Below are 20,495 nucleotides of genomic sequence, written 5' to 3' on the forward strand. Positions count from 1 at the left end.
GCCCAGTGCTAGAATCCCCGCCGTGGGCCTCGACGTCATCTTCGTGCACGAGTCGAAGCACATCGAGCCTTCGTGCCCGATCCACCTGATGCCGATGGGCTTCGTGTCCATGGCCAACTGGCTCGACGAGCACGGGGTTCGGGTCGAGATCGTTCACCACGCGATCGAAAAGCGGCTCGATCCCGAGTTCGACGTCGTCGACGCCGTGCGGCGGTCCGGCGCCAAGCTGGTCGCGATGGATCTGCACTGGCACGCTACCAGCCGCGCGGTGATCGAGCTGGCCCGCCGCATCAAGGCGGCCTTGCCTGAGGTCAAGACGGTCATCGGAGGCTACACCGCCTCGTCGTTCACGCCGGAGATCCTCCAGACCTTTCCCGAAATAGACTTCGTGATCCGCGGCGACGGAGAGATGGCGCTCCTCAACCTCGCGCGGCATTTCACCGAAGGCGCGTCCCTCGACGAGGTGCCGAACCTGTGTCGCCTGGTGAATGGCGCCTACACGGTCAGCCAGATCCACCACGTCAACTCCGACGAAGATCTCGGCCGTTACACCTACTGCCGCTTCGATCTCTTGCGCCACGCCGAGTACTACAACCAGCGCGGCGTGATGGAAGGCGAAATCCGTCTCGATCGGCGCGATGCGGGGATCTTCTATTGCAACGCCGGCCGTGGCTGCCCATACAACTGCACGTTCTGCGGTGGAGGCGCCAAGGCGCAGCAGTTCATCTCCGGACGCAAGAGTGTCTCGTGGCGCCCCATCCCCGCCATGATGCGGGATCTGCTGCGCATGCCCGAGTACGGGCTGGACACCTGGTACAACACCTTCCAGCCGACGAAGACCGAAGACTGGTTTCTGGAGCTCTTCGCCGAGATCCGCCGCGCGGGCCTGCGCATCAAGATGGTGCAGGAGTGTCTGCACATCCCGAGCAAGCGCTGGGTCGACGCATTTGCCGAGACCTTCCAGCCGGGCAGCCGCATCGACTTCGTTGTCTACACGGGCAGTGACGAGCTGCGAAAACGCAACAAGAGCAACTATTTCTCGGCTCAGCAGGTGATGGACGCCATCGACCTGCTCGAGCCCCACGGCATCCGCACCGATCTCTGCATGCTCACGGGCCTCCCCTTCGAAGAGCTCGAGCATTTCGGGGAACATTTCGCCTTCATCGAGACGGTTCGCAAGAAGTACCAATACGTCCAGGTCAACGCCGAGATCCTCGCCATCGAGCCGCGGGCGGTGATGAACCTCGATCCCGAGGGCAACGCCGTCACCTCGCACGCGACCCGTTTCATCGATTTCTACGAGCAGCACCAGCACCCGGTTTTCATCGGTTTCACCCCCGGAAAATACAGCGCGCGCATCGCCCAGGGCCTGGCCGCGTACTCGCGAGCTGCTCACGCCTGCCGCAAGGACGTTTGCCTCTTCACCCAGGCGCTCACCGAGGATGCAACGCGCCTCACCAGTGTGCCGGTGAAGGACTGGAAACACTTCTGCGCGGGCTGCGACCGCTGGAAGAACTGCTTCGAGAGACCCATCTTCCAGGAGCTCGATCTGTACCCGGCTGACGCACCCGCGGAACCCCGAGCCCCACGCTCCCTGCCCCTGGTCGGGACCGCGAAATGAGCTCCGGCTCGAGGCGCGTGCAGCTGCACCACATGAACATGTGGGACGACGGCATGCGCTACGGGCTGGGGGTCCCGTTCTTGATCTCGTACGCCAAGACCTTCCCGGAGCTCAGCGAGAGCTGGGAGTTCGAGGCCGTCGACTGGGAGGGCGGCGGACCGGTGTCGGCCTCGGGTTTGGTTTCGTCGCGTACCCCAAAAGCCGAAGAAGTGGCCGCGAGAGTGCTCGCCGACCAACCCGACCTGGTCGGTTTCACCGTGGTGGCGTGGTCCGAGAAGGTGTTTCTGGACGCCATTCAGATCATCAAGGAAGAACGCCCGGAGATCCGCGTCGTGGTTGGCGGGCCGATGGCGACGGACTGCGGCACCGAGCTCGTTCGAGACCTGCCGGTCGACTTCCTGGTGCGCGGTTACGGCGAGCTCGCGTTCGTCGAGTTGCTCCGTGCCCTGGGTGCGGGGGATCCGAGTCGGGCCCTGGGCACGGCCGGGTTGTACGTGAACCGCCCGGCCGGCTGGGAGGGGACAGCTTCGGATGGCGCGTCCGCTGCGATCCTCGACCAGGTCCCGTCCGTGTTTCGCGCGGGGCTGGTGGACGTGAGTCGCGCTCGCAAGGTGCACGTCGAGTGGTCCCGCGGCTGCCCCATCGGCTGCACGTACTGCAGCTGGGGCAAGGGCAACCTGAAGCTCAACCTGGCCGGACACGACCGCATGGTCGACGACATTCACTGGGCGAAGGAGCGCGGCTTTCACGAGCTCGTCCTCAACTGCTCCGCCATCAATTTCACGACGGACAAACTGGGTCGATACGTCGACGCCATCGTCGCCGGTGATCCCCAGCAAGAGCTCGAGCTGACCGCATTTCTCATGTACGAAACCTTGAAACCCGAGCAAGTGGAGTTGCTCCGTCGGGTGCGTTTCAAGAGTTTGTGCATGGGGCTGCAGACCGACGAGGCCCTTGGCCGCGAAGTGGTCGGGCGTCCTCCGTTCGATCGCGAGCGCTTCGAGTGGGCTGTGGGCGAGATCGCCTCGTTTTCACGGCCCGGGATCTCGATCATCAGCGGCGTGCCCGGCGACACCTACGCCAAATTCGCCTCACGCCTGGACTACCTGCTCGACACGCTCGACGGTGACATCACGGTCTTTCCCCTGCAGTGCTCCCCGGGCACGCAGATGTGGAACGACCGCAAGAAGCTCGGTATCGAGCCCGACACACGACGGCAATACTGGGTCTACGAGACGCCGGCGCTCTCGGCCAGCGAGCACCTGCGCTGTCTCGAGCTCGCGGCGCGTCGCCTCTCCGAGACCCGACATCACGTCCGGGGCTTCGAGCGTGACAGTCACGGGATCTCGACCACCAGTGACTTCTTCGAAGGTCTCCGCAGCCGCATCCGCGCCGACAAGGCGTTGGTCCAGCTGCACCACACCAACGTGTTCGACGGCGGCGTGAACGTGGGGCTCGGCGCACCCTTCTTGATCTCCCATGCCCAGCGCAGCCCCGAGCTCGCTCGGCGCTACGCGTTCGATCAGAGTGTGTGGCCAATGCACTACCCCGGCCGGCCCGACACCACGGCGTCGGAGGTCCTGAAGTCGATCCTGGATGATCCACCGCGCATCGTCGGTTTCACGCTGCAAGCCTGGACCATCGAGCTGTTTTCCGAGGTCATGCGCGAGCTCAAGACCCGCGCGCCCGACATCATCACGGTCGTCGGCGGCCCCAGCGCCACCGACATCGGCGAAGACCTGCTCCGAGACGAGCCGGCGATCGATTTCGTGTTTCTCGGTCACGCCGAGCGGGCCTTCGGCGCCTGGCTCGAGGCGCTCGCCGACCCGACACCCCGCCTCGCGAGCGCTCGCTTCGGGGAGATCCCGCGCCTGGTCTACCGAGACGAAGCCGGCGCCGTGGTGGCCACCACCACCACGCCGTCCGTCCTCGAAGTGCTCGACGAAGTGGGAGCGCCGCTGCAAGACGGTCTGGTGCCGGAGGTCGCCTCGGTCGACGTGCTGAACGTCGAGTGGACCCGCGGCTGCCCCGTCGCTTGTTCGTTCTGCGCCTGGCCCATGGGTGAGCGCAAGCTGACGCGATTTTCTCGCGAGTACGTGGCGCGCGACGTCGAGTGGGCGCAGCAGAACGGGTTTCGCGAGATCTTGATCTGCGACGCGGCCATCAACTTTTCGACGCCGCACCTCACCCACCTGGTCGAGACCCTCGAGGAGGCCGATCCGGCGCGCCGGATCACCTGGAACGCCTTCCTCCAGTACTACTGCCTCGACGCCGAACAGTCGGCGCTGCTCGCGCGGCTGCCGTGGCGCCGGCTCATGCTGGGGCTCCAGACCGATGACGATCCGGGCCTCGCTGCGCTCAACCGCCCTCGCTTCGACCGCGCCGAGTTCGAGGCGGCGCTCGACTTCGTGCGACCCATCCAGCAGCCCATCGTCGATGTCATCACAGGGGTGCCCTTCGACACGGCCGACAAGATCAAGCATCGCATCGAGTACCTGCTCGGGCTCGGCGTTCGCATCACGACGTTTCCGCTGCTCGCGCTCCCCGGCACCCCCATCGCGAAGGCCAAAGCGCGCTACGGGCTGGAGATCGATGCCAAAGAGCTGTACGCGGTGCGCTCTCTCCCGGGTCTGACTGCGCGCGACTACCAGGTGGTCATCGACTGGATGGCAAGCCTGCGTAAGGGCGGGGCCGCCATCGAAATGGTGGGGTACGAGGCCTTCGGCCACGGCCGCTCGTGGAACCACGACGCGCGCGGACCGGCGCTCGCCACCGCGCCGAACACGGCCGAAGCGGCCCTCGAAGCCTGGGTCCGCGAGGTGCTCGAGCGCTTCTCTCGCGTGCCCGAGCAGCTGAAACGCCGGTTGGGCGTCTCCGGTTGGACGCCGTATACTGAGCTGTCTCGCGTACCGCACTCGGATTTGGTCGGGGTGCGCATGCGGTTTGGGCTCGGGACCGACAGCATGACCATCGACGCCTTCGACAAACGAGCCATGACGTCCCCCATCGGACGGGGTGCCCGGCTGGCGTTCGTGACCCCGGAAGACGACGGTCCGGAAGCCGTCCGCATCGTGTGTCAGATGCTGGCGCGCCTGGACCGCGCCCCTGCCGCCGCAGAGGTGAGCTCGTGAGCGCTGACTCCCCGACGACCATGCGGCACGAGACGCCGGAGTTCAGCATCGAGAAGGGCGCCAACGTCTTCATCCATCAGGCCTTTGCCTGTTGTCCTTACGCGGGCCTCATCACCTCGAAGATCCACGACTTCGTCGAGCTGAACGGGTACACGGTGGTCGACGAGCCGGAGAACGCCGCCGTCCAGGTGATCAACACCTGCGGCTACAACGACACGCGTTCGCAGCTCGCTTACGACGCGATTCAGACGGTCCGCGATCGCAACCCCGAGGCCGCCGTGGTCGTCACCGGCTGCCTGACCCGCATCGAACACCACAAGGTGAAGGACTCACTCCAGGGGGTCTCCCGGCACGCGATGCTGGGCCCAAAACACCTGGAAGATCTCGATCTGATCTTCGATCACACGCTGACCAGCTTCGAGTCGACGCCGACCGCGTTCCACAAGGACCGGTATTCCAGCGCGGACCCCCGAGACGGGCTGTTCCAGATCACCGTCAGCACCGGTTGCCTTGGCCGCTGTAGTTTTTGTGCAATTCGTCGCGCTACGGGCCGCCCAAAGAGCATGACGCTCGACGAGATCTTGGCGGAGGTCCGGCGCGGCCTAGCCGAGGGACACCGGGATTTCTTCCTCGCGTCCACAGATCTCTCGACCTGGGGGCACGACCACGGCCAGACCGTCGTCGATCTGCTGCGGGCGCTGGTCGAGCTGCCCGAGGACTTCTTCATCCACGGGGAGGCGTTCGAGCCGACCAACTTCTTCTCCCACATCGACGAGATCGAACCGCTCTTCCACAGTGGCAAGTTCGCGTGGCTGGTGTTCCCGGTTCAGTCCGGCTCCCAGCGCATCCTGGATGGAATGCGCCGTACCTACTCGATTGACGAGGTCATGCGGGGCATCGAGCGACTGAAGACCGCCGATCCGACCCTGGTGACCTGCACCGACATCATCTACGGCTTCGGTGACGAGAGCTGGGAAGAGTTCCTGCGGTCCGTCGAGGTCGGACGCAAGTTCGACTACGCCAAGTACAACAACTACGAGCCCCGCCCCGGAACGCCGCCGTTGGTGTTGTCCGCCGCCGACATGGTGCGGCGGCGCGAGTTCGTGATGGAGGAGCTCGGCCGTCAGGGGCTCGAGGTCGACATTCTGACCCGCAAGCGCAAGAGCCCCTACCTCGGCAAACGCGACCGGCACGTGTCCGACGAGCTCGGCGCCTGGCTCGACGAGTACGAACGGCGGTTCCGCAAGCTGATCGCACGCAAGGGTGGAATTCAACTCGCGGGGGGTTATGTCATCGACCACGCCGCGGCCGACAAGATCGAGCTCCGAAGTTTGGTGCTCAGCGCACGACGAACGGACGGCGCCGGTCTGCGCTTCGGTCTGGTTCCAGCCGGAACCGCGGCTCCGTTCCTGGCATCATCGCCGCGCTTCCAGCTGAGTGTGCTGCGCGACGACGAAGGGGCGGAGCTGACCTCCGACGAAACCTACGCAACCTCCGCACTCTCCGCCATGCTCGACTTGACGGCTAGCCAACCGGGCGCCGCCGCCGAGGCCGGGCCCGGCACGGAGGTCGCGGAGCTCGGCCTGCGCGCGTCAGGCAAAGACCTGTGGTCGTCCGCCCCGGACCGTGAGCGGGTGCGGCTCAGAGTGACATGACCGGCGAAAAGACCGCTTCATCCGAGGACGCACGCGCATGGCTGGAACGCGTGCTCAAGCTGTTTGCGCGTCATGCACCGCTGACCTCGTCGCGGCTGGAGGACGGCGCCGGTGAGATCATCGTCTGGCTCAACCTCGACGGCGTGGAGGTCTCGCTCGGTGTGAGGCCGCGCGACGCTGAAGCATCGTGGGCGCACACCCAGACCCTCTCGCTCTCGATCACGTCGAACACCGAACAGGAGCTGCCGCGCGAGACCGAGCACCACTTGATTGTGCTCAAGTCCTTGATGGATCGGGCCGATCCAGTCGAGCTCGCCTTCCCAGCAAAGAGCCACTTGCCAGTGAGATTCCGTGGTCGTGAGACTGACGCAGCGGCCGGTGAGCATCAGCGCTCGGCAGGTGAGCTCAGATTTGCGGCCTACGTGGCCTGGCGTGCGTTGACGTCGGAGGACCTGTACCCCCACGTGCGTCCGCTCGGCGATCTGGTCTCGGAGCGGGACGTGCTCGACGGCTGGGAGCGAACCCTCGGCCGAGTCCGCGACGGCTCGGCGCCGAGCAAGGTGGGGCTCTACGTGCACATCCCTTTCTGCGCCGTGGCGTGTACGTTTTGTTACTGCGGCAAGACCGATCGCTTCGACCGCGCCGGATTCGACGCCTACGTGGACGGGCTCTCCGACGACATGCGGCGCTTCGCTCCGGTCTTCTCGGGCACCGAGCTGACCAGCATCTACTTCGGTGGGGGCACACCCTCCCTCTTGCCGGCGACTGCGCTGGAGAACCTGCTCGGCACGTTGCGGAGCTCGTTTGCCATCGCCGAGGGCACGCAGATCATCTTCGAGGGCAACCCGGACTCGCTGTCGGAGAAGAAGATCGAGGTCCTGGCCAAGATCGGGGGTGTCACCCGCTTGACCGTTGGCGTGCAGACCTTGGACGCCGAGGCGCAGCGACGCGCTCGTCGTTTCAACAAACCCGAGCAGGTGGCGGCGGCGGTCGAGGCCGCCAAACGCTTCGGCATCAACCACGTCAACGTGGACCTGATGGCCGGGCTCGACGGCCAGTCGGTCCAGTCGTTCAAGGACGACATGGAGTTCATCCTCGGCCTCGCGCCGGATTCGATCCACATCAACGCGTTCCGACCGCAGCCCTGGACCAAGTACTCGCTCAGCGGACAGAGCATGAGCGACGAGCAAGTGCGCCTGCGGGACGAGATGCTCGCCTGGGGCACCGACCGCCTCCAGGGCGGCGGCTACTCCCACATGGATCAGGGCCAGGGCAAGACCCAGGACGCAGCCAACATTCAGGACTACGACCTGCGAAAACTGAATGGGTCGCTGCTCGGCCTCGGCAACCCAGCGCGCTCCCACTCGTTCGGGGCCCACTACTACGAACCCGACGTGCCGAACGGCGACATCGACGCAGCGCTGCTGGCCGACCGCGAGAAGCGCCGGCGCATGCGCGCCGTGCCGGTGGACGACTCGGGAGAGCGCCACCGGTTCCTCGTGCACAACCTCCACACCGGTTTTTCGTTGTCCGAGTTTCGAACCCTCTGGGGTGTCGATCCCTGGGACGTCTCACCGCATGGCTGGGACAAACTCGGGCGACTCGGCGTCGTGAACGTGAACGGCGACCGCATCGAGAGCGACTGCGGGGATCACGCCGACATGCTGATCTACCGGGTGTTTTTGTACAGCCCGGAGGTCGCGGAGCGGGTGAAACGCGTGTGGGGCCCCGAGTTCGACACGAGCAAGGACTACGCGGCACTGCTCAGGCGAATGTGTGAGCGGCAGGCGGATGCGTCGCCCGGCGCGGGCTGACGCCGTCAGTCGCGGGCGCGCATGAAGCGCACGAAGCTCATCAACACCGAGCCGACCGAGCGGTTGTTGTCCGCCATGCCCTCGCGGTACCAGTGGGCGAGCAGGTGCTCCATCGGAAAACCGTCGTGAACGTAGCGGCGGAACGAGGCGCCGTCGTCCAGGTGCCCGAGCCGGAACTGCTCCCGGTACTTGGGGATGTACAGAAACGCCGAGGTCCCGAAGATCGAACCGTCCCAATCCACGCTGACCTCCAGGTTGCCTCGAACGGTCAAGAGCGTCTCGCCGAGGTTCACGAGCTCGACGGGATCGCCGGACGCACGGTGTTTGTCGAGCTCCTTTCCGATTGCCATCAGGCCCTCGGCGAAGGTGACGAGGGCTGGTTCCTCCCAGCGTGTGCCGAGCGCGTAGTTGAGCTGCAGCTTGCGGTACCCGAGCCCGACGATGTGGCGGAAGTTCTCCGCCATGCGCTCGGCGTTTCTCGGATGCACGACCTGGATCACCTCGTGCTCCACACCCGAAGCCAAGATCATCGCCACCTTGCCACCCGGAGACTCGGGGTACGAGTCGCCGCCCGCGTGTTTGAGCCGAAATGCGTTCTGTGTCTCCGGCGCGCCGTCCAGTGAGAGCTGAAAGCGCACGGGAAACCTCGACAAGAAGGCCAGGCGCTCGGGATTCAGGCCGAAACCGTCCGTCGTGATCATGAACGAGATGCGCCGGCCTTCTTCGTTCGCACGAGCAGTTCCCCACTCCACCGCATGCCGAACGAGCTCCCACTCACTCATGGGCTCGCCGCCGAAGAAGTGCACCTCGGCCTCTTCCGAGCCGCCAGACAGCAAGAGGTCAATGGCCCGTTCGACGGTCCGTATGGGCATCACACGCCCGTCTTGTTTCGGGATCGTGCAGTACTTGCAGCGGAGCTCACATTGCCAGGTCGGGATCAAAGTCAGGCGCGGGCGGCGGTCCATCGACGCACGACGGAAGGCGCGGATCCAGCGACTGGCGCTGCCAAGGCGCTCCTCGGCGCGACCGACAGCGCGGCCCTCGGCGGCGGTGTCCCCTGAGCGCCGCGCGCGCTCGAGCGCATCGAAGAACACCACCCGCTCGCCGTCATCCACCCGACGTCGCAGCGTCTCGTCGTCCCGCCACACATCGGAGAGGCGCGCGAGCACGTCGACGTCGAGCGGATCGAGCCGTTCGGCCACGCGCACCAGCTCCGGGCTTGCGTCCTCTGGTAGGCGGAGCTGCACCTGCTCTTCAGTCGGTCCGCGGACCCATCCTGAGAGCACCGCACGCACCGCGCTCACCAGGAGGGCTGCGTCGGCCGCGCCGGTGAAATCCACGGCTCGAAGCCAGAGGGGCCCTCGCGCAATGTGCTCGGTCAGGGCATCGACGCGGCGCCGGTCGCGGAAGAAGCCGGCTCCCGAGAGCGCAATGGCGCGGCCCTTGGTTGGCAGCTCCGCGCGCGCAGCCCAATCAGCGAGCGCACGGCTGAGCTCGACCGGTGAGAGCTCGCCCCAGACGATGATGCCGGGGCGTTTCAAGAGACCCGGTCGGCGCTCGAGGATGAACAGCCCGTTTTGCAGGATTTCCTGGCTCAGATCCGCGTAGTCGTCGATCTCGACGAGCTCACGACCGAGCGCGAGGCCGCGCGCATGAACCTGCGGGCCCAGTGGAGAGTCCGGATGGACCAAGGCTTCGGTGGCACCAGCGATTGCTCCTTCGAGCTCGGCCAGAGCCCAGCCGCCGGAGCGGAATGCCTGGAGGGCAATGTCGTGATCGAACACCACGACCTCGAGCTCCGAAGCCCCGCGCCTGCCTCGAGTGGTGAGACTCGCGCGGCACGGCGCACGATCGCCGGCGCTCGGAGGGACGAGGGGCTCGAAGGCGACGACCCGAGCCATGCGATAGAAACTACCACAGAGTGTCGCACGTGGCGCGCCGGCGCGGCGCCCCAGAAGCGGCTCACGCTCGGGCCGCGACGCGTGATAAGTTCCCCCCTCGGAGGTGGTCATGTCAATTGCGAAGATCTGCGCGGCGTCCTCAGTTCTGGCGGTTCTTGGCCTGGTTTCCTGCTCCAGCGACGACGGCGGCTCGAAGAGCAGTGGCACCGGCGGTAGCGCTGGTAGCGGTTCAGCTTCCAGTGGAGGGGCCTCGACCGGCGGCGCCTCGACCGGCGGCGCTTCCACCGGCGGCGCATCGGGCGGGGGCAATGGCGGCACGGGCGGCGACATCCCCTTCGACGGCGGCGATGACGCGCCGAAATGCGCGACGAGCACCTCTGGGAGCGGTGACAGCGTGGACAAAACGGCGATCTGTCAGAAGGTCGTCGCAGCAGGCTGTCCCAACGTCACCCAAACGGATTGTGAGGGCGTCTTCGGAGGCTTTCCGACCAGCTGCGCGGGCGCGTGGAATGCGTTCATCGACTGCGCCGGCGCAACCCCCGATTGGGTGTGTGAAGCCGGCGAGCCGTTGCCGAAGACGTGCCTCGAGATCTGGAGCGCGTGCATGAAGCCGTGTTTGCCCACGAACTGACGGGGTTCGTGGCCGATCAGTCGCGCGCGCGCCTCAGCCAGGCCCCGCACCCCGGGAAGGTTTTCTGCCGAGCTCCCGTGAAAGCGCCAGGATCATCAGATCGACGCGCGCGCCGAAGTTGATGTTGTGCAGGATGATCTCCCGCTCGACGCTGCCCTCTGGATAGGTCGAGACCATCGTGTCGTAGATGGTGCGCAGATCCCAGCGTAACGGGTCGAACGCTTCGAGCTCGTTCACGTGGCCCCGCTGGTAAGTGTCCTTCAAGCGAGCGAATGCCCGCTCGAGGAAGATCGCTCCGTCGTGGAGAACACTGCCGTCGACGTCCACGATCAGGTCGTCACTCAGCATCACCGGCTCGCAGTCGCTCCGCCAGTTGAAGAGCACCACCCCGCGGGCATCACGATGATGACTCGTGAGCAGTTCTCGGAGGCCGGAGAGATACGCCAGGCTCTGCGCCTCGGACCACTGCATGCCGACGGCGTAGTTGAGCTGTAGGCGTGAGATACCTCGCTCCACGGCCCACTCGAAGCGCGCGACCACATCGTCGGCGGCAGCGGGAGGCAACACCGCGTTCATGAACCAGTTGAGCTTGCTGGGTTGGAGCAAATCGATGCCGCGATCGATCGCGCGGTAGGCTTCGTCGTCCGTGAGCAGGTGGGCATTGCGAAAGCGCCGGTGCGCGCTCGCGTCCCCGTCCAGGCTGAAGAGCACCACCACCGGCCATCGCTCGAGCGCCCGCACGCGCGCTGCATCCAGCCCCAGGCCGTTGGTCGTCAGGATCAGCTCCAGGCGTCGTGTTCCGAGGCCCGGGTGGCCGAAGGCGTAGTCGAGCAGGGTCTCGAGCGAGTCCCAGGAGCGGGTCGGCTCGCCTCCGAAGAGCTGGAGCTCGAGCCGCGAGCGCTGGCTGCTCATCAAGAGATCGACGGCACGTTTGGCCGTCGCGAGCGGCATGGTCGGCGCGGTCTCGGATTTTTCGACGAAACAATAACCGCAGCGCAGCTCGCAGGAGCGCGTGAGCATCAGCATCAGGCGCTCCGTGTCGGCCCGCGCGCCCAAATTCACCGTCCCGCGCTCCAGGATCTCCTGCAGCCGCTCGTGGGCCTCTGCCCGGGTCGGGATCACGAGCGGTACTCCAGCACGCCGGCGTCGACGCCCGCGCGTTCGTACGTGCCACGCTCGTCGGACTGCGAAGGCAGGAGCGACAGCGCCCGCTGCGCCTTCTCGATGTCCGCGCGGCTACAGTGCGTGAGCCGGATCATGGGTTCGTCGGCACCAAACGGGTGGTCGATGTATTCGTCGATCAGGAGCCCGTGCTGCTCCACCAGCGAGAACAGCCGTGTGCCGCGCTCCGGCGTGTAGTACTTCCACGACAGGACGGTCGGACCAACCCGCTGCGCGAGCCGCACCGTCTCGGCCAGCATCTTCGGTGTCTCGAACGGCAACCCGAGCATGAAGGAAGCAAAACACGTGATGCCGGCGTTGCGCAGCAACTCGAGGGCAGCCACGGCCTGTGCGTTGGTGAAACGTTTGTCCAGGAACTTCGCGCGGTACGCCTCGTCGCCGGTCTCGAGCCCGATCACCAGGTAGTCACACCCGCCGGCAGCAAGCTGATCGACGACGGACGGGGTGAGCTGCTCGATGCGCGCGTGCGCCGCCAGGGGCAGCCCAATGCGCGCGCGGTACGCCGGCAAGAACTCCGCGAGCCACTCCTTTTTTGGCGGCAAGATCTCGTCCCAGGCGGCGAACCCGTTGGGCACCGGCCCGGCACGTTTCACCGCTTCGAGCTCCGTGAGCACACGCTCCACGCTGCGCATGCGCATGGCGCCCTTGCTGGGCTGCTGATTCGCGCGGCGGTAACCATCCACGCCACAGAAGGTGCAGGTGTAGGGGCAGAAGCCGCGGGCGAACGCCACCCCTACCGCGACCTCGTACCGGTTGCCCTCGTTCTCCACGGCGCCGAACAGCCGCCGATTCCAGTCGGGCAGCGCGTCGACCTCCGGTGCCCACCAGCGCTCGAGGGAGTCCAGCTTCGCGCGCCGCAAGATCCCCGGGTTGTGCCGCGAGGCATCCTCCAACCAAAGGCGCAGCGGCTCTTCCCCCTCACCGACACCCACGGCATCGACGTCGAGCTCCGCCAGCGTCTCGTGGGGATACATCGTCGGATGCGCGCCACCCGCGATCACCCGCGCCCGCGGCAAGACACGGCGTGCGCTCGCGGCCACCCGCTGCGCCAGCGTCAAGCGACAGGTCATGAAGGAAAGCGCGACCGCCTCCGCGCCGGTCTGACTGAGCGCGTCATCAATTTCTGCATCCGTCGCGCGCTCGGGAACCGTGAGCAACCCGGTTTGATGCCCATGCTGTTCGAGCCACGCCGACAGCGCAGCAATCGAGCTGTTGAAGCGCACCCCAGGGAGCGCCGTGTGAACGAAGACAACGCGCATGGCGAGGGCAGTCGCAGCAAGCGTAGTGCATTTTGCGGGCGGCGGGCGCACTGCCGCCGCGCCGGCCTCCCAACCCCACGCGGACGCATCGAATGGCAGTCGGCATGCACTCCGGGTCGGAGCTGTTTCATCCGCCAGAGAGTCGCTCTACTCTGCGATGCGTGGCTGGCACGATTCACGAGGATCCCAGCGTGCTCGGTTTCCTCGGCGCGCCGCTCTCGGAGCAGCTGAAACGACTCGCCGAGTGGCAGCTGCCGCCGGCCGGACTCCTGCTCCTGATGAACGCCTGCGAGAGCCGCTGTTTCTTCTGCGCCAACACCGGGGTGACGAACCCGCCACCGGAGAGCATCACGCGCTTCGAGCGAGTCGCCGCCTGGCTCGAGGCGAACCGCGCACTTTCCGTGCGTCGGCTCTGCATCGTCGGCACCGAGCCGGCGCGCCACGCGAGCTTCGATCCAACCTTGGCGCTCGCCCGAGCCGTCGGCTTCAGCGAGATCGAAGTGATGACCTCGGGTCTACGCCTGGCGGAGCCGGGCGTGGTCGCACAGTGGGCGGCTCACGGCGTCACGACCGTGGCGGCTCCGCTCTATTCACCCGAAGCCGCGCTGCACGACGGCGTGGTCGGGCGCGCGGCGTTCGAGCAGACCCTCCGCGGGCTGGACGCGGCGCATCGCGCCGGCATGGCCGTACGCATCCACACACTCGCGCTCGTGCGAACCTTGGCCTCTCTGGCAGGCCTCGCGCGCCTCGTTCGCGAACGGTACGGCACGCAGCTTTCAATCGCACCCGTGCGACCGAAGGAGACCCTCTTCGACTACGCGACCGAGTCGCCGAGCTACGAGGCCCTCGATGCCGCACTCGGGCGAAGCCGCGACGTCGCGTTGGTCGGATTCCCTCGCTGTGTCGCGCGGGACCTCCCGCGGGACGCCGCGCTCTGCATCACCCTCTACTTTCGCGGCCAGGCCACGGCGTTCCCACCGGCATGCGAGCCGTGCCTCGACCGCGGCGAGTGCCCCGGCGTCGTGGTCGCGGCTCTGAGCCGCGCGCGCGTCGAGCCGCGGACGGCAGCCGATGCCAAGGGCTGAGCAAGCGACGAGCTCACCCTGCCTCCGCTCCCGGGTCGCTCGGCGGGCCGCGTCCGTGACAGACTGCGGCGCATGCCGCTCGCCGCGCTCGAGATCCCGCACGCCGACATGCAGGCGATGACCGAGGCAGTCGTCGCCCGCTGCCTGCACCACATCGCGACCCTGTCCACTCAACCCATCTCCGGTGACGTGCACGCCGAGGACCTGTGCCGCCGGCTGCGTGAGTCCGCACCGGAGCACGGTACCGACCTCGCACCGCTGCTCGACCTCTATTTCGACGAGTGCCTGCCCCGCACGTTCAACACCCCCGCACCTGGCTACCTCGCGTACATCCCCGGTGGCGGTCTCTACAGCGCGGCGCTGGCCGACTACATCGCCAACACGACCAACCGTTACACCGGCGTCTGGATGGCCGCCCCCGCACTCGTGCAGCTCGAGGCCAACGCGCTCGACTGGCTCCGAGACTGGATGGGGTTTCCGGCGAGCACCCGTGGGCTGTTCACCACGGGCGGCTCAATGGCCACGTTCAACGCGATCGTGTGCGCGCGCGAACGGCACCTCGGCCCGGAGCTCCGACGCGGCGTGCTCTACACGTCCGACCAGGCGCACCACTCGGTGGTGAAGGCAGCCAAGCTCGCGGGCATCATGCCGGACCGCGTGCATGCCATCGCCTGTGACGCGAAGTTCCGACTTCCCGTGGACGCGCTCGCCGAGGCGATCGCGCAGGATCGCCGCGCCGGACTCGAGCCCTTCGCGGTGGTGTCGAGCGCGGGCACGACCAACACGGGTGCGGTGGATCCACTCGACGCCATCGCCGACCTCGCGGCGGCCGAGGGCCTCTGGCACCACGTCGACGGCGCCTACGGCGCGTTCTTCCATTTGTGCGACGAGCTTCGCGGAACCTTGCGAGGACTCTCTCGCGCCGACTCACTCACCCTCGACCCGCACAAGGGCATGTTCTTGCCGTATGGCACCGGCGCCCTGCTCGTGAGGGACGGCAGCGCGCTCAGGGCTGCCCACGAGGCAACCGCCGACTATCTTCCGGCCGCACCGCACCCCGACGACTTTTACGATCCGAGCCAGCACGGGCCCGAGCTGTCGCGAGCATTCCCGGGCTTGCGCGTCTGGCTGTCCGTGAAACTCTTCGGCGCGCGCCTCTTCCGCGAGGCCATCGCGGAGAAACGCGCTCTCGCGCTCGAGGCCGCGCGCCAGATCGCCGAGCTGCCGGGCGTCGTCATCGACGCGCCGCCCGAGCTCTCTCTGTTCGCGTTTCACCTGTCGTGGCCTGGAGCATCGGCTCAGGAGGAGGACGCGGCGACTCGCTCGCTGATGCAGCGCACCACAGCCCGGGGGCGGGTCATGGTGACCGGCGCGGTGGTCGGAGGTCGCTACGTTGGCCGAGTCTGCGTGCTCAGCTTCCGCACCCATCGGGAACAGATCCAGATGCTGATCGATGACCTGCGCGCAGCGATCGGTGAGCTGTTGCCGACCCAACCGAGGCCTGCCTTGCCATCCCGCGCCTGAGCTTCAACCCCGCAGGCTGACGAAACCAATCGTGAGCTCGAGCCCGGTCGGCGTGATTTCGATGGCGTCCGGATACGCGCAAAACCCGCGGCTCTTCGCCGCTTGTTTGAGCCGCTCCCACTCGGGCCCGGCGTCGAGCCGATCCACGATCTTCGCGCTATCGTCAGCGTTCTTCCGGTAGCGGCTCTCGGAGATCCAGACCACACCCACCGGCACGTCGCCCTGCGTGCGCACTGCCCAGAATCCGCCGCCCACGCCGCACGCGATCATCCGCCCGAGCTCGGGCTCGCTCTCCTCAGGCAACCTGACACCGGTCAGCGACGTGTGGCGCGTGAGCAGCGTGCGCTCACCGCTCGTCGACAGCGTTCGGCTCATCACGACGCGTCCGTCAGGGGCACGCTCTCCTCGCTCCTGAAGATCGTCCAAATAGAACACGGCGTGCTCGCCGTCCGTATCCACCATGCGGCGTGCCGCGTCCGGTGTCCCGCTGAAGAACTCGTCGAGCCCGGCGTCCGGCCACGCTCGATCCAGGCGGCTGACCCAGTCGGCAGTGTTCTCGCCGAGGTCACTCGCGGCAATGCGATGCCGCCCCGTCTTCGGGCAGAGCACGGGATTCAGCTTGAAGCTCTCGAGCTCCCCGGCGACGCGGGCGAGCTCGATCACCCCTTCCAGACGCGAGGGCAACCCGCTCGGAAAGACCGTCGCGGTCAGCTCCTCGACCAGGGCACGGCGCGCCAGCGCGTCGGCCCGTTTACGCGCCGCTCGCAGCGCGCCCTTGTCCACGCCGAGCGAGTGGAAGATCTGTCGTTCCTGTGCGTCCTGGAAGATCCGATAGTGCTGGTCCGCTGCGTATTGACCGCTGGTGAGATAGACGAACGCGCGCAGCGGTGTGGAGACCGAGTCGGCAAGGATCTCCTGGTGGGCTTCCCAGAAGAAGCCGTTCACCGAGCGGTTGTTGCCGTACCAGTAGCGCGCGAGCCGCAGGTAGGCTCGGTACTCTTCCCGCAGTCGCGCCTCGTAGCGCTCGAACGCACCACCGGCGTCGCCCGGGTCGCGCAGAGCGGTCAGCACGGCGAGAGCTGCGCTCGCCGCCCCGCGCACCGCAAAGTCGACCCCACCGGACAGGATCGGGTCCACGAAACACGCGGCGTCACCGACCATGATGAAACCCTCGCCGGTCAGCTTCTTGTGCGCGAAAGACCAATCCTTTGCGAAGAAGTAGTCGTTGCCATCGGCCTGGTTGACGAGGCGGCTCCCGGCGAGAGGCAGCTCCGCTTCGGCGACGAGCTCGCGGAAGCGCGCCGGATCGATGCGCGCGCGCTCGCGAACCACCACGCCCACGCTCGTGCGCTCGGCGCTGACGGGAATGAACCACACCCAGCCTTCGCGGATGGCAACGACCAGCTGCACGTGGCGCGAGAGCGGTCCGGGTACACCGCCGGCGCCGTCGTAATAGGCGTAGGTTGCGGTCGCACGCATGTCGGGCACGTCGGTGGTAAGCCCGAACGCGCGACCCAGAAAGCAGCGTTGCCCGCTGGCGTCGACCACAAAGCGCGCGCGCAGGCTCTCACCACTCGCAAGCTTCACACCGACCGTGCGTCCGTCTTCCACGAGCGGTGCATCGACGCTGACGCCTTGTCGAACATCGACACCCCGCCGAATCGCTTCGCCGAGCAGGAGCTCGTCGAAGACCGAACGCTCGACCTGCCAGGCGTGTTCGTAGTCACCCGCCAGCAGCTTCTCTTCGCTCAGCGTCGGCAAGTCGTGGGACAGGCGCTCGTCGAACAGGATGCTCCAGGGCTCCCGCGATTGTCCCCAGACGTACGTGGCGCCGTACTTGCGAGCGAATCCCGCGGCCGCGATGGCGGGACCGAGGCCGAGGTAGTCGTCGAGCAGATCGGTCACGGCCGGCTGCAGCGATTCGCCCACGTGATGCCTGGGGAAATGCTCCTGCTCGAGCAGCACGACGCGCAGTCCTTCCCGCGCGAGGATCGCCGCCGCAGTCGCGCCCGCGGGTCCCCCACCGACGACGATGACCTCGGGCGTCATGAAGGGGGATCATGCCACGAAGCGCGGACTTCGGGGCCGGGCTGGACGTTGCGCGTCTCCGCGAGGAAATCGAGGTCTGCGAGGGCGAGCCGGACCGGCAAGCCGTCCCTGCCGCCCTGGGCGACGTTGAGGCCGCTGGCCTCACAGTATCTCATCGCGCTGCCGGCAAGGCATCTACGGAAGATTCGGCGCGCCGGGCCCCATCCAACAGGTCGAGATGAGAGCGCGGGGCCTACTCTCGATGGGCACCCAATAGCCGAGAGCCGGGGGCGGCACCGCCGACCGATCTCACACCGGCGGTGGAAGTGCGTTCGGTGGCAGAGGCAGCGCTGCTCGAAACGGGCCGCGTTCGACGCCGATCAGGGTTCGCAGCATGAGTCCGCGGAGTACCGGCATGCGGCACAGCGGCCCCATGAAGACGTCGCGCAAGACCGCGAGGGTTCGAGAGCCGGACTGGAAGAACGGTGTGAGAAAACGCGTCGCCCACTGGTAGTACGCGAGGTGGGTGCGTCGCTCGCGAGAGTACGCAGCCAACCCTTCATCGAGCGTGTCGTGGCTGGCCACACACTCGGAAAGGACCAGGGCATCGACCAACGCCAGGTTCGCCCCCTGACCCAGTTGCGGGCTCGTTGCGTGGGCGGCATCACCCAGAAACACCACGCCGCGGTCGTGCCAGGGCCGCATGGCGATGTCGTGGTAGCGCGCGTAGAGCAGCTGCTCGATGTGCTCGATCTGAGCGAGCACGGGTTCGGCGCGGGGCTCGAGCTCGGCGACGCGGGTCTTCCACGCACCGAGCCCCGCGGCGCGCAAGGTCTCGACCTCCTGCGCGCGCACACTCCAGAACAAACTCACGCGCGGCACCCTGCCTTCGGGTCCGAAGCCCGACGGCAGAAACCCCAGCATGGTCGTCGCGCGCTCGACGACCTGAAACAGCACGCCGCGAAAGCTCTCGTCGGGATCCTCGGCGATGAACCACAGCGCGCCCCATGGATACTCCTTCGCGTGCCGAAGCCCGACGTGGCCGGAGCGCAGTCGCGAGCGGGCGCCGTCCGCGACCACGACCAAATCGAAGGGCCCATGCGTGCCGCCCTCCCCGTCGGTCAACGTGCATCCGTCACCGTCGCGGCGTTGGGCCTCGATAGTGACCCCGCACCGCACGGAGATACGAGGCTCCGTCCGCGCGGCAGCCAAGAGCTCGGTGAACAGCACCCCGCGATGCAGTCCCAAGCCGAAACGATCCGCTCCGGCTCGTCCGTAGGACAGATCGAGCACGGTTCGCCTCGAGTGTGTGACGGCGTGAAGCCGATCGACCCGCGCGCCACGGGCCAGGATCGCGTTCGCGAGTCCGAGGCGTGCGAGCACCGAGAGCCCGGTGGGCTGCAGCAAGATGCCGGCGCCAATTGCGGCGGGCGCGGGGACTGCCTCGAACAGCGTCACCTCGTGACCCGCACGGGCCAAGAACAGCGCGGCCGCCGTGCCCGCGGTTCCGGCCCCCACCACCCCAACACGAAGAGTCGAGTGCAAGCCGTCGATCCTAGAACACCGATCAGCTTGCGCTGCTCGTGTTCTAGGATCTTTACGTTGGGGCTGCGCCCCAAACCCCCGGCCTTCGGCCGTGCGCGCTCCGCGCGCGAGCGCCGAACACCTTGCAAGTCCCGGAAAACAAACGACGTTCAACCTGTTCGGCGCTCTAGGCGAAGTCGTCGGCGCTCCGCGGGCAATTGCCGACAGGCCCGCAACGCATTGCCGAGACGCTTGACACGCGCCGGGCCTTACTATAACCATATGGTTATATACAGCGGCCCCCAATGAACGCCTCGGAACGGCTCGATCACACCTTCGCCGCGCTGGCGGACCCGACGCGGCGCGCGATCCTGGCGCGGCTGGCCCGGGGCGAAGCCTCGGTGAACGAGCTGTTGGAGCCGTTCGACATGAGCCAGCCAGCGATCTCCAAGCACCTGAAGATGCTCGAGCGCGCGGGCTTGGTCTCGGTCGGGCGCGACGCGCAACGTCGCCCGCGACGCATCGAGGCCAAGCCTCTTGCAGACGCGAGCGCGTGGCTCGAGCGCTACCGGGACATCTGGGAGGCGAACTTCGAGCGACTGGACACGCTGCTTGCCGAGCTGCAGGCCAAACCAGTCGGACGCAACCGAAAGAAGAAGTGAGGCAGAGGTAGATGCAAAAGATCACACCGTTCCTGTGGTTCGACCACGGCAAGCTGAAAGAGGCGCTCGAGCACTACGTGTCGGTGTTCAAGGACGGACGGATCACCGCGCTGACGCCCATGTTCGGCAGCTTCGAGATCATGGGCCAGCGCTTCATGGCGCTGAGCGGAGGGCCGGAGTTCAAGTTCAACGAGGCGGTGTCGTTCTTCATCTCCTGCGACGACCAGGCGGAGGTCGACTACTACTGGGAGCGGCTGACTGCCGACGGTGGGGCGGAGAGTCAGTGCGGTTGGCTGCGGGACAAGTACGGCCTCTCGTGGCAGGTGGTGCCCAAACAGCTGATGACGCTCATGAGCGACGCGGATCAAAGCAAGTCGGCGCGGGTGATGCAGGCGCTGCGCAAGATGAAGAAGATCGTGATCGCGGAGCTCGAAGCCGCGCACGCAGGTTGATGCGGTCAAGCTCCGAAGGACGAGGT

General features: G+C 66.8%; 14 protein-coding genes. 9 read left to right on the top strand and 5 right to left on the bottom strand.

Annotation, left to right across the window (positions count from 1 at the left end):
• The first annotated feature begins 22 nt into the window (after positions 1-22).
• From IPI67_04615 to IPI67_04630, 4 genes are read left to right on the top strand one after another with little or no spacing between them, the layout of a single operon-like run.
• Positions 23-1,621 (top strand): cobalamin-dependent protein, encoded by a 1,599-nt coding sequence (locus IPI67_04615; protein MBK7579471.1) that lies wholly within the window; start codon positions 23-25, stop codon positions 1,619-1,621.
• Entirely contained in the window at positions 1,618-4,752 is a 3,135-nt protein-coding gene (locus IPI67_04620) for a cobalamin-dependent protein (protein MBK7579472.1), read from the top strand. Before IPI67_04615 ends, IPI67_04620 begins: the two co-directional genes overlap by 4 nt.
• Positions 4,749-6,407, top strand: a complete 1,659-nt coding sequence (locus IPI67_04625) for a radical SAM protein (GenBank protein ID MBK7579473.1) — start codon at positions 4,749-4,751, stop codon at positions 6,405-6,407. Before IPI67_04620 ends, IPI67_04625 begins: the two co-directional genes overlap by 4 nt.
• A complete protein-coding gene (locus IPI67_04630) occupies positions 6,404-8,221 on the top strand; it encodes a radical SAM protein (GenBank protein ID MBK7579474.1) in 1,818 nt (605 codons plus the stop codon). The genes IPI67_04625 and IPI67_04630 overlap by 4 nt, the downstream gene beginning before the upstream one ends.
• 5 nt (positions 8,222-8,226) lie before the next feature.
• Here the strand turns inward: IPI67_04630 and IPI67_04635 are convergent, their stop codons facing one another.
• Positions 8,227-10,122, bottom strand: a complete 1,896-nt coding sequence (locus IPI67_04635; GenBank protein MBK7579475.1) for a radical SAM protein — start codon at positions 10,120-10,122, stop codon at positions 8,227-8,229.
• A gap of 109 nt (positions 10,123-10,231) precedes the next feature.
• Between IPI67_04635 and IPI67_04640 the strand changes: the two genes are divergently transcribed.
• Positions 10,232-10,753: a hypothetical protein gene (locus IPI67_04640; GenBank protein MBK7579476.1), complete on the top strand. Its 522-nt coding sequence runs from the start codon at positions 10,232-10,234 to the stop codon at positions 10,751-10,753.
• Between the two features lie 33 nt (positions 10,754-10,786).
• Here the strand turns inward: IPI67_04640 and IPI67_04645 are convergent, their stop codons facing one another.
• Together IPI67_04645 and IPI67_04650 are read right to left on the bottom strand one after the other, a co-directional pair.
• On the bottom strand, positions 10,787-11,875 hold the full coding sequence (locus IPI67_04645; GenBank protein MBK7579477.1) for a radical SAM protein: 1,089 nt from the start codon (positions 11,873-11,875) through the stop codon (positions 10,787-10,789).
• Positions 11,872-13,194 (bottom strand): B12-binding domain-containing radical SAM protein, encoded by a 1,323-nt coding sequence (locus IPI67_04650; protein MBK7579478.1) that lies wholly within the window; start codon positions 13,192-13,194, stop codon positions 11,872-11,874. Before IPI67_04650 ends, IPI67_04645 begins: the two co-directional genes overlap by 4 nt.
• Before the next feature lie 161 nt (positions 13,195-13,355).
• Between IPI67_04650 and IPI67_04655 the strand changes: the two genes are divergently transcribed.
• Positions 13,356-14,279, top strand: coding sequence for a radical SAM protein (locus IPI67_04655; GenBank protein ID MBK7579479.1), 924 nt, complete (start codon positions 13,356-13,358; stop codon positions 14,277-14,279).
• 72 nt (positions 14,280-14,351) lie between these two features.
• Positions 14,352-15,803, top strand: a complete 1,452-nt coding sequence (locus IPI67_04660) for an aminotransferase class V-fold PLP-dependent enzyme (GenBank protein MBK7579480.1) — start codon at positions 14,352-14,354, stop codon at positions 15,801-15,803.
• A gap of 3 nt (positions 15,804-15,806) precedes the next feature.
• Here the strand turns inward: IPI67_04660 and IPI67_04665 are convergent, their stop codons facing one another.
• Both IPI67_04665 and IPI67_04670 read right to left on the bottom strand, forming a co-directional pair.
• A complete protein-coding gene (locus IPI67_04665) occupies positions 15,807-17,852 on the bottom strand; it encodes a tryptophan 7-halogenase (GenBank protein MBK7579481.1) in 2,046 nt (681 codons plus the stop codon).
• A gap of 288 nt (positions 17,853-18,140) precedes the next feature.
• Complete coding sequence (locus tag IPI67_04670) at positions 18,141-19,376, bottom strand: FAD-dependent monooxygenase (protein MBK7579482.1); 1,236 nt, start codon at positions 19,374-19,376, stop codon at positions 18,141-18,143.
• A 284-nt stretch (positions 19,377-19,660) separates the two neighbouring features.
• Here IPI67_04670 and IPI67_04675 point away from each other — a divergent pair, with 284 nt between their 5' ends.
• Together IPI67_04675 and IPI67_04680 are read left to right on the top strand one after the other, a co-directional pair.
• Positions 19,661-20,017, top strand: a complete 357-nt coding sequence (locus tag IPI67_04675; GenBank protein MBK7579483.1) for a winged helix-turn-helix transcriptional regulator — start codon at positions 19,661-19,663, stop codon at positions 20,015-20,017.
• Between the two features lie 11 nt (positions 20,018-20,028).
• Positions 20,029-20,469, top strand: a complete 441-nt coding sequence (locus IPI67_04680) for a VOC family protein (protein ID MBK7579484.1) — start codon at positions 20,029-20,031, stop codon at positions 20,467-20,469.
• Positions 20,470-20,495: the final 26 nt, after the last annotated feature.

The organism is Myxococcales bacterium, assembly GCA_016706225.1.
Classification (GTDB): Bacteria; Myxococcota_A; Polyangia; order Polyangiales; family Polyangiaceae; genus JADJKB01.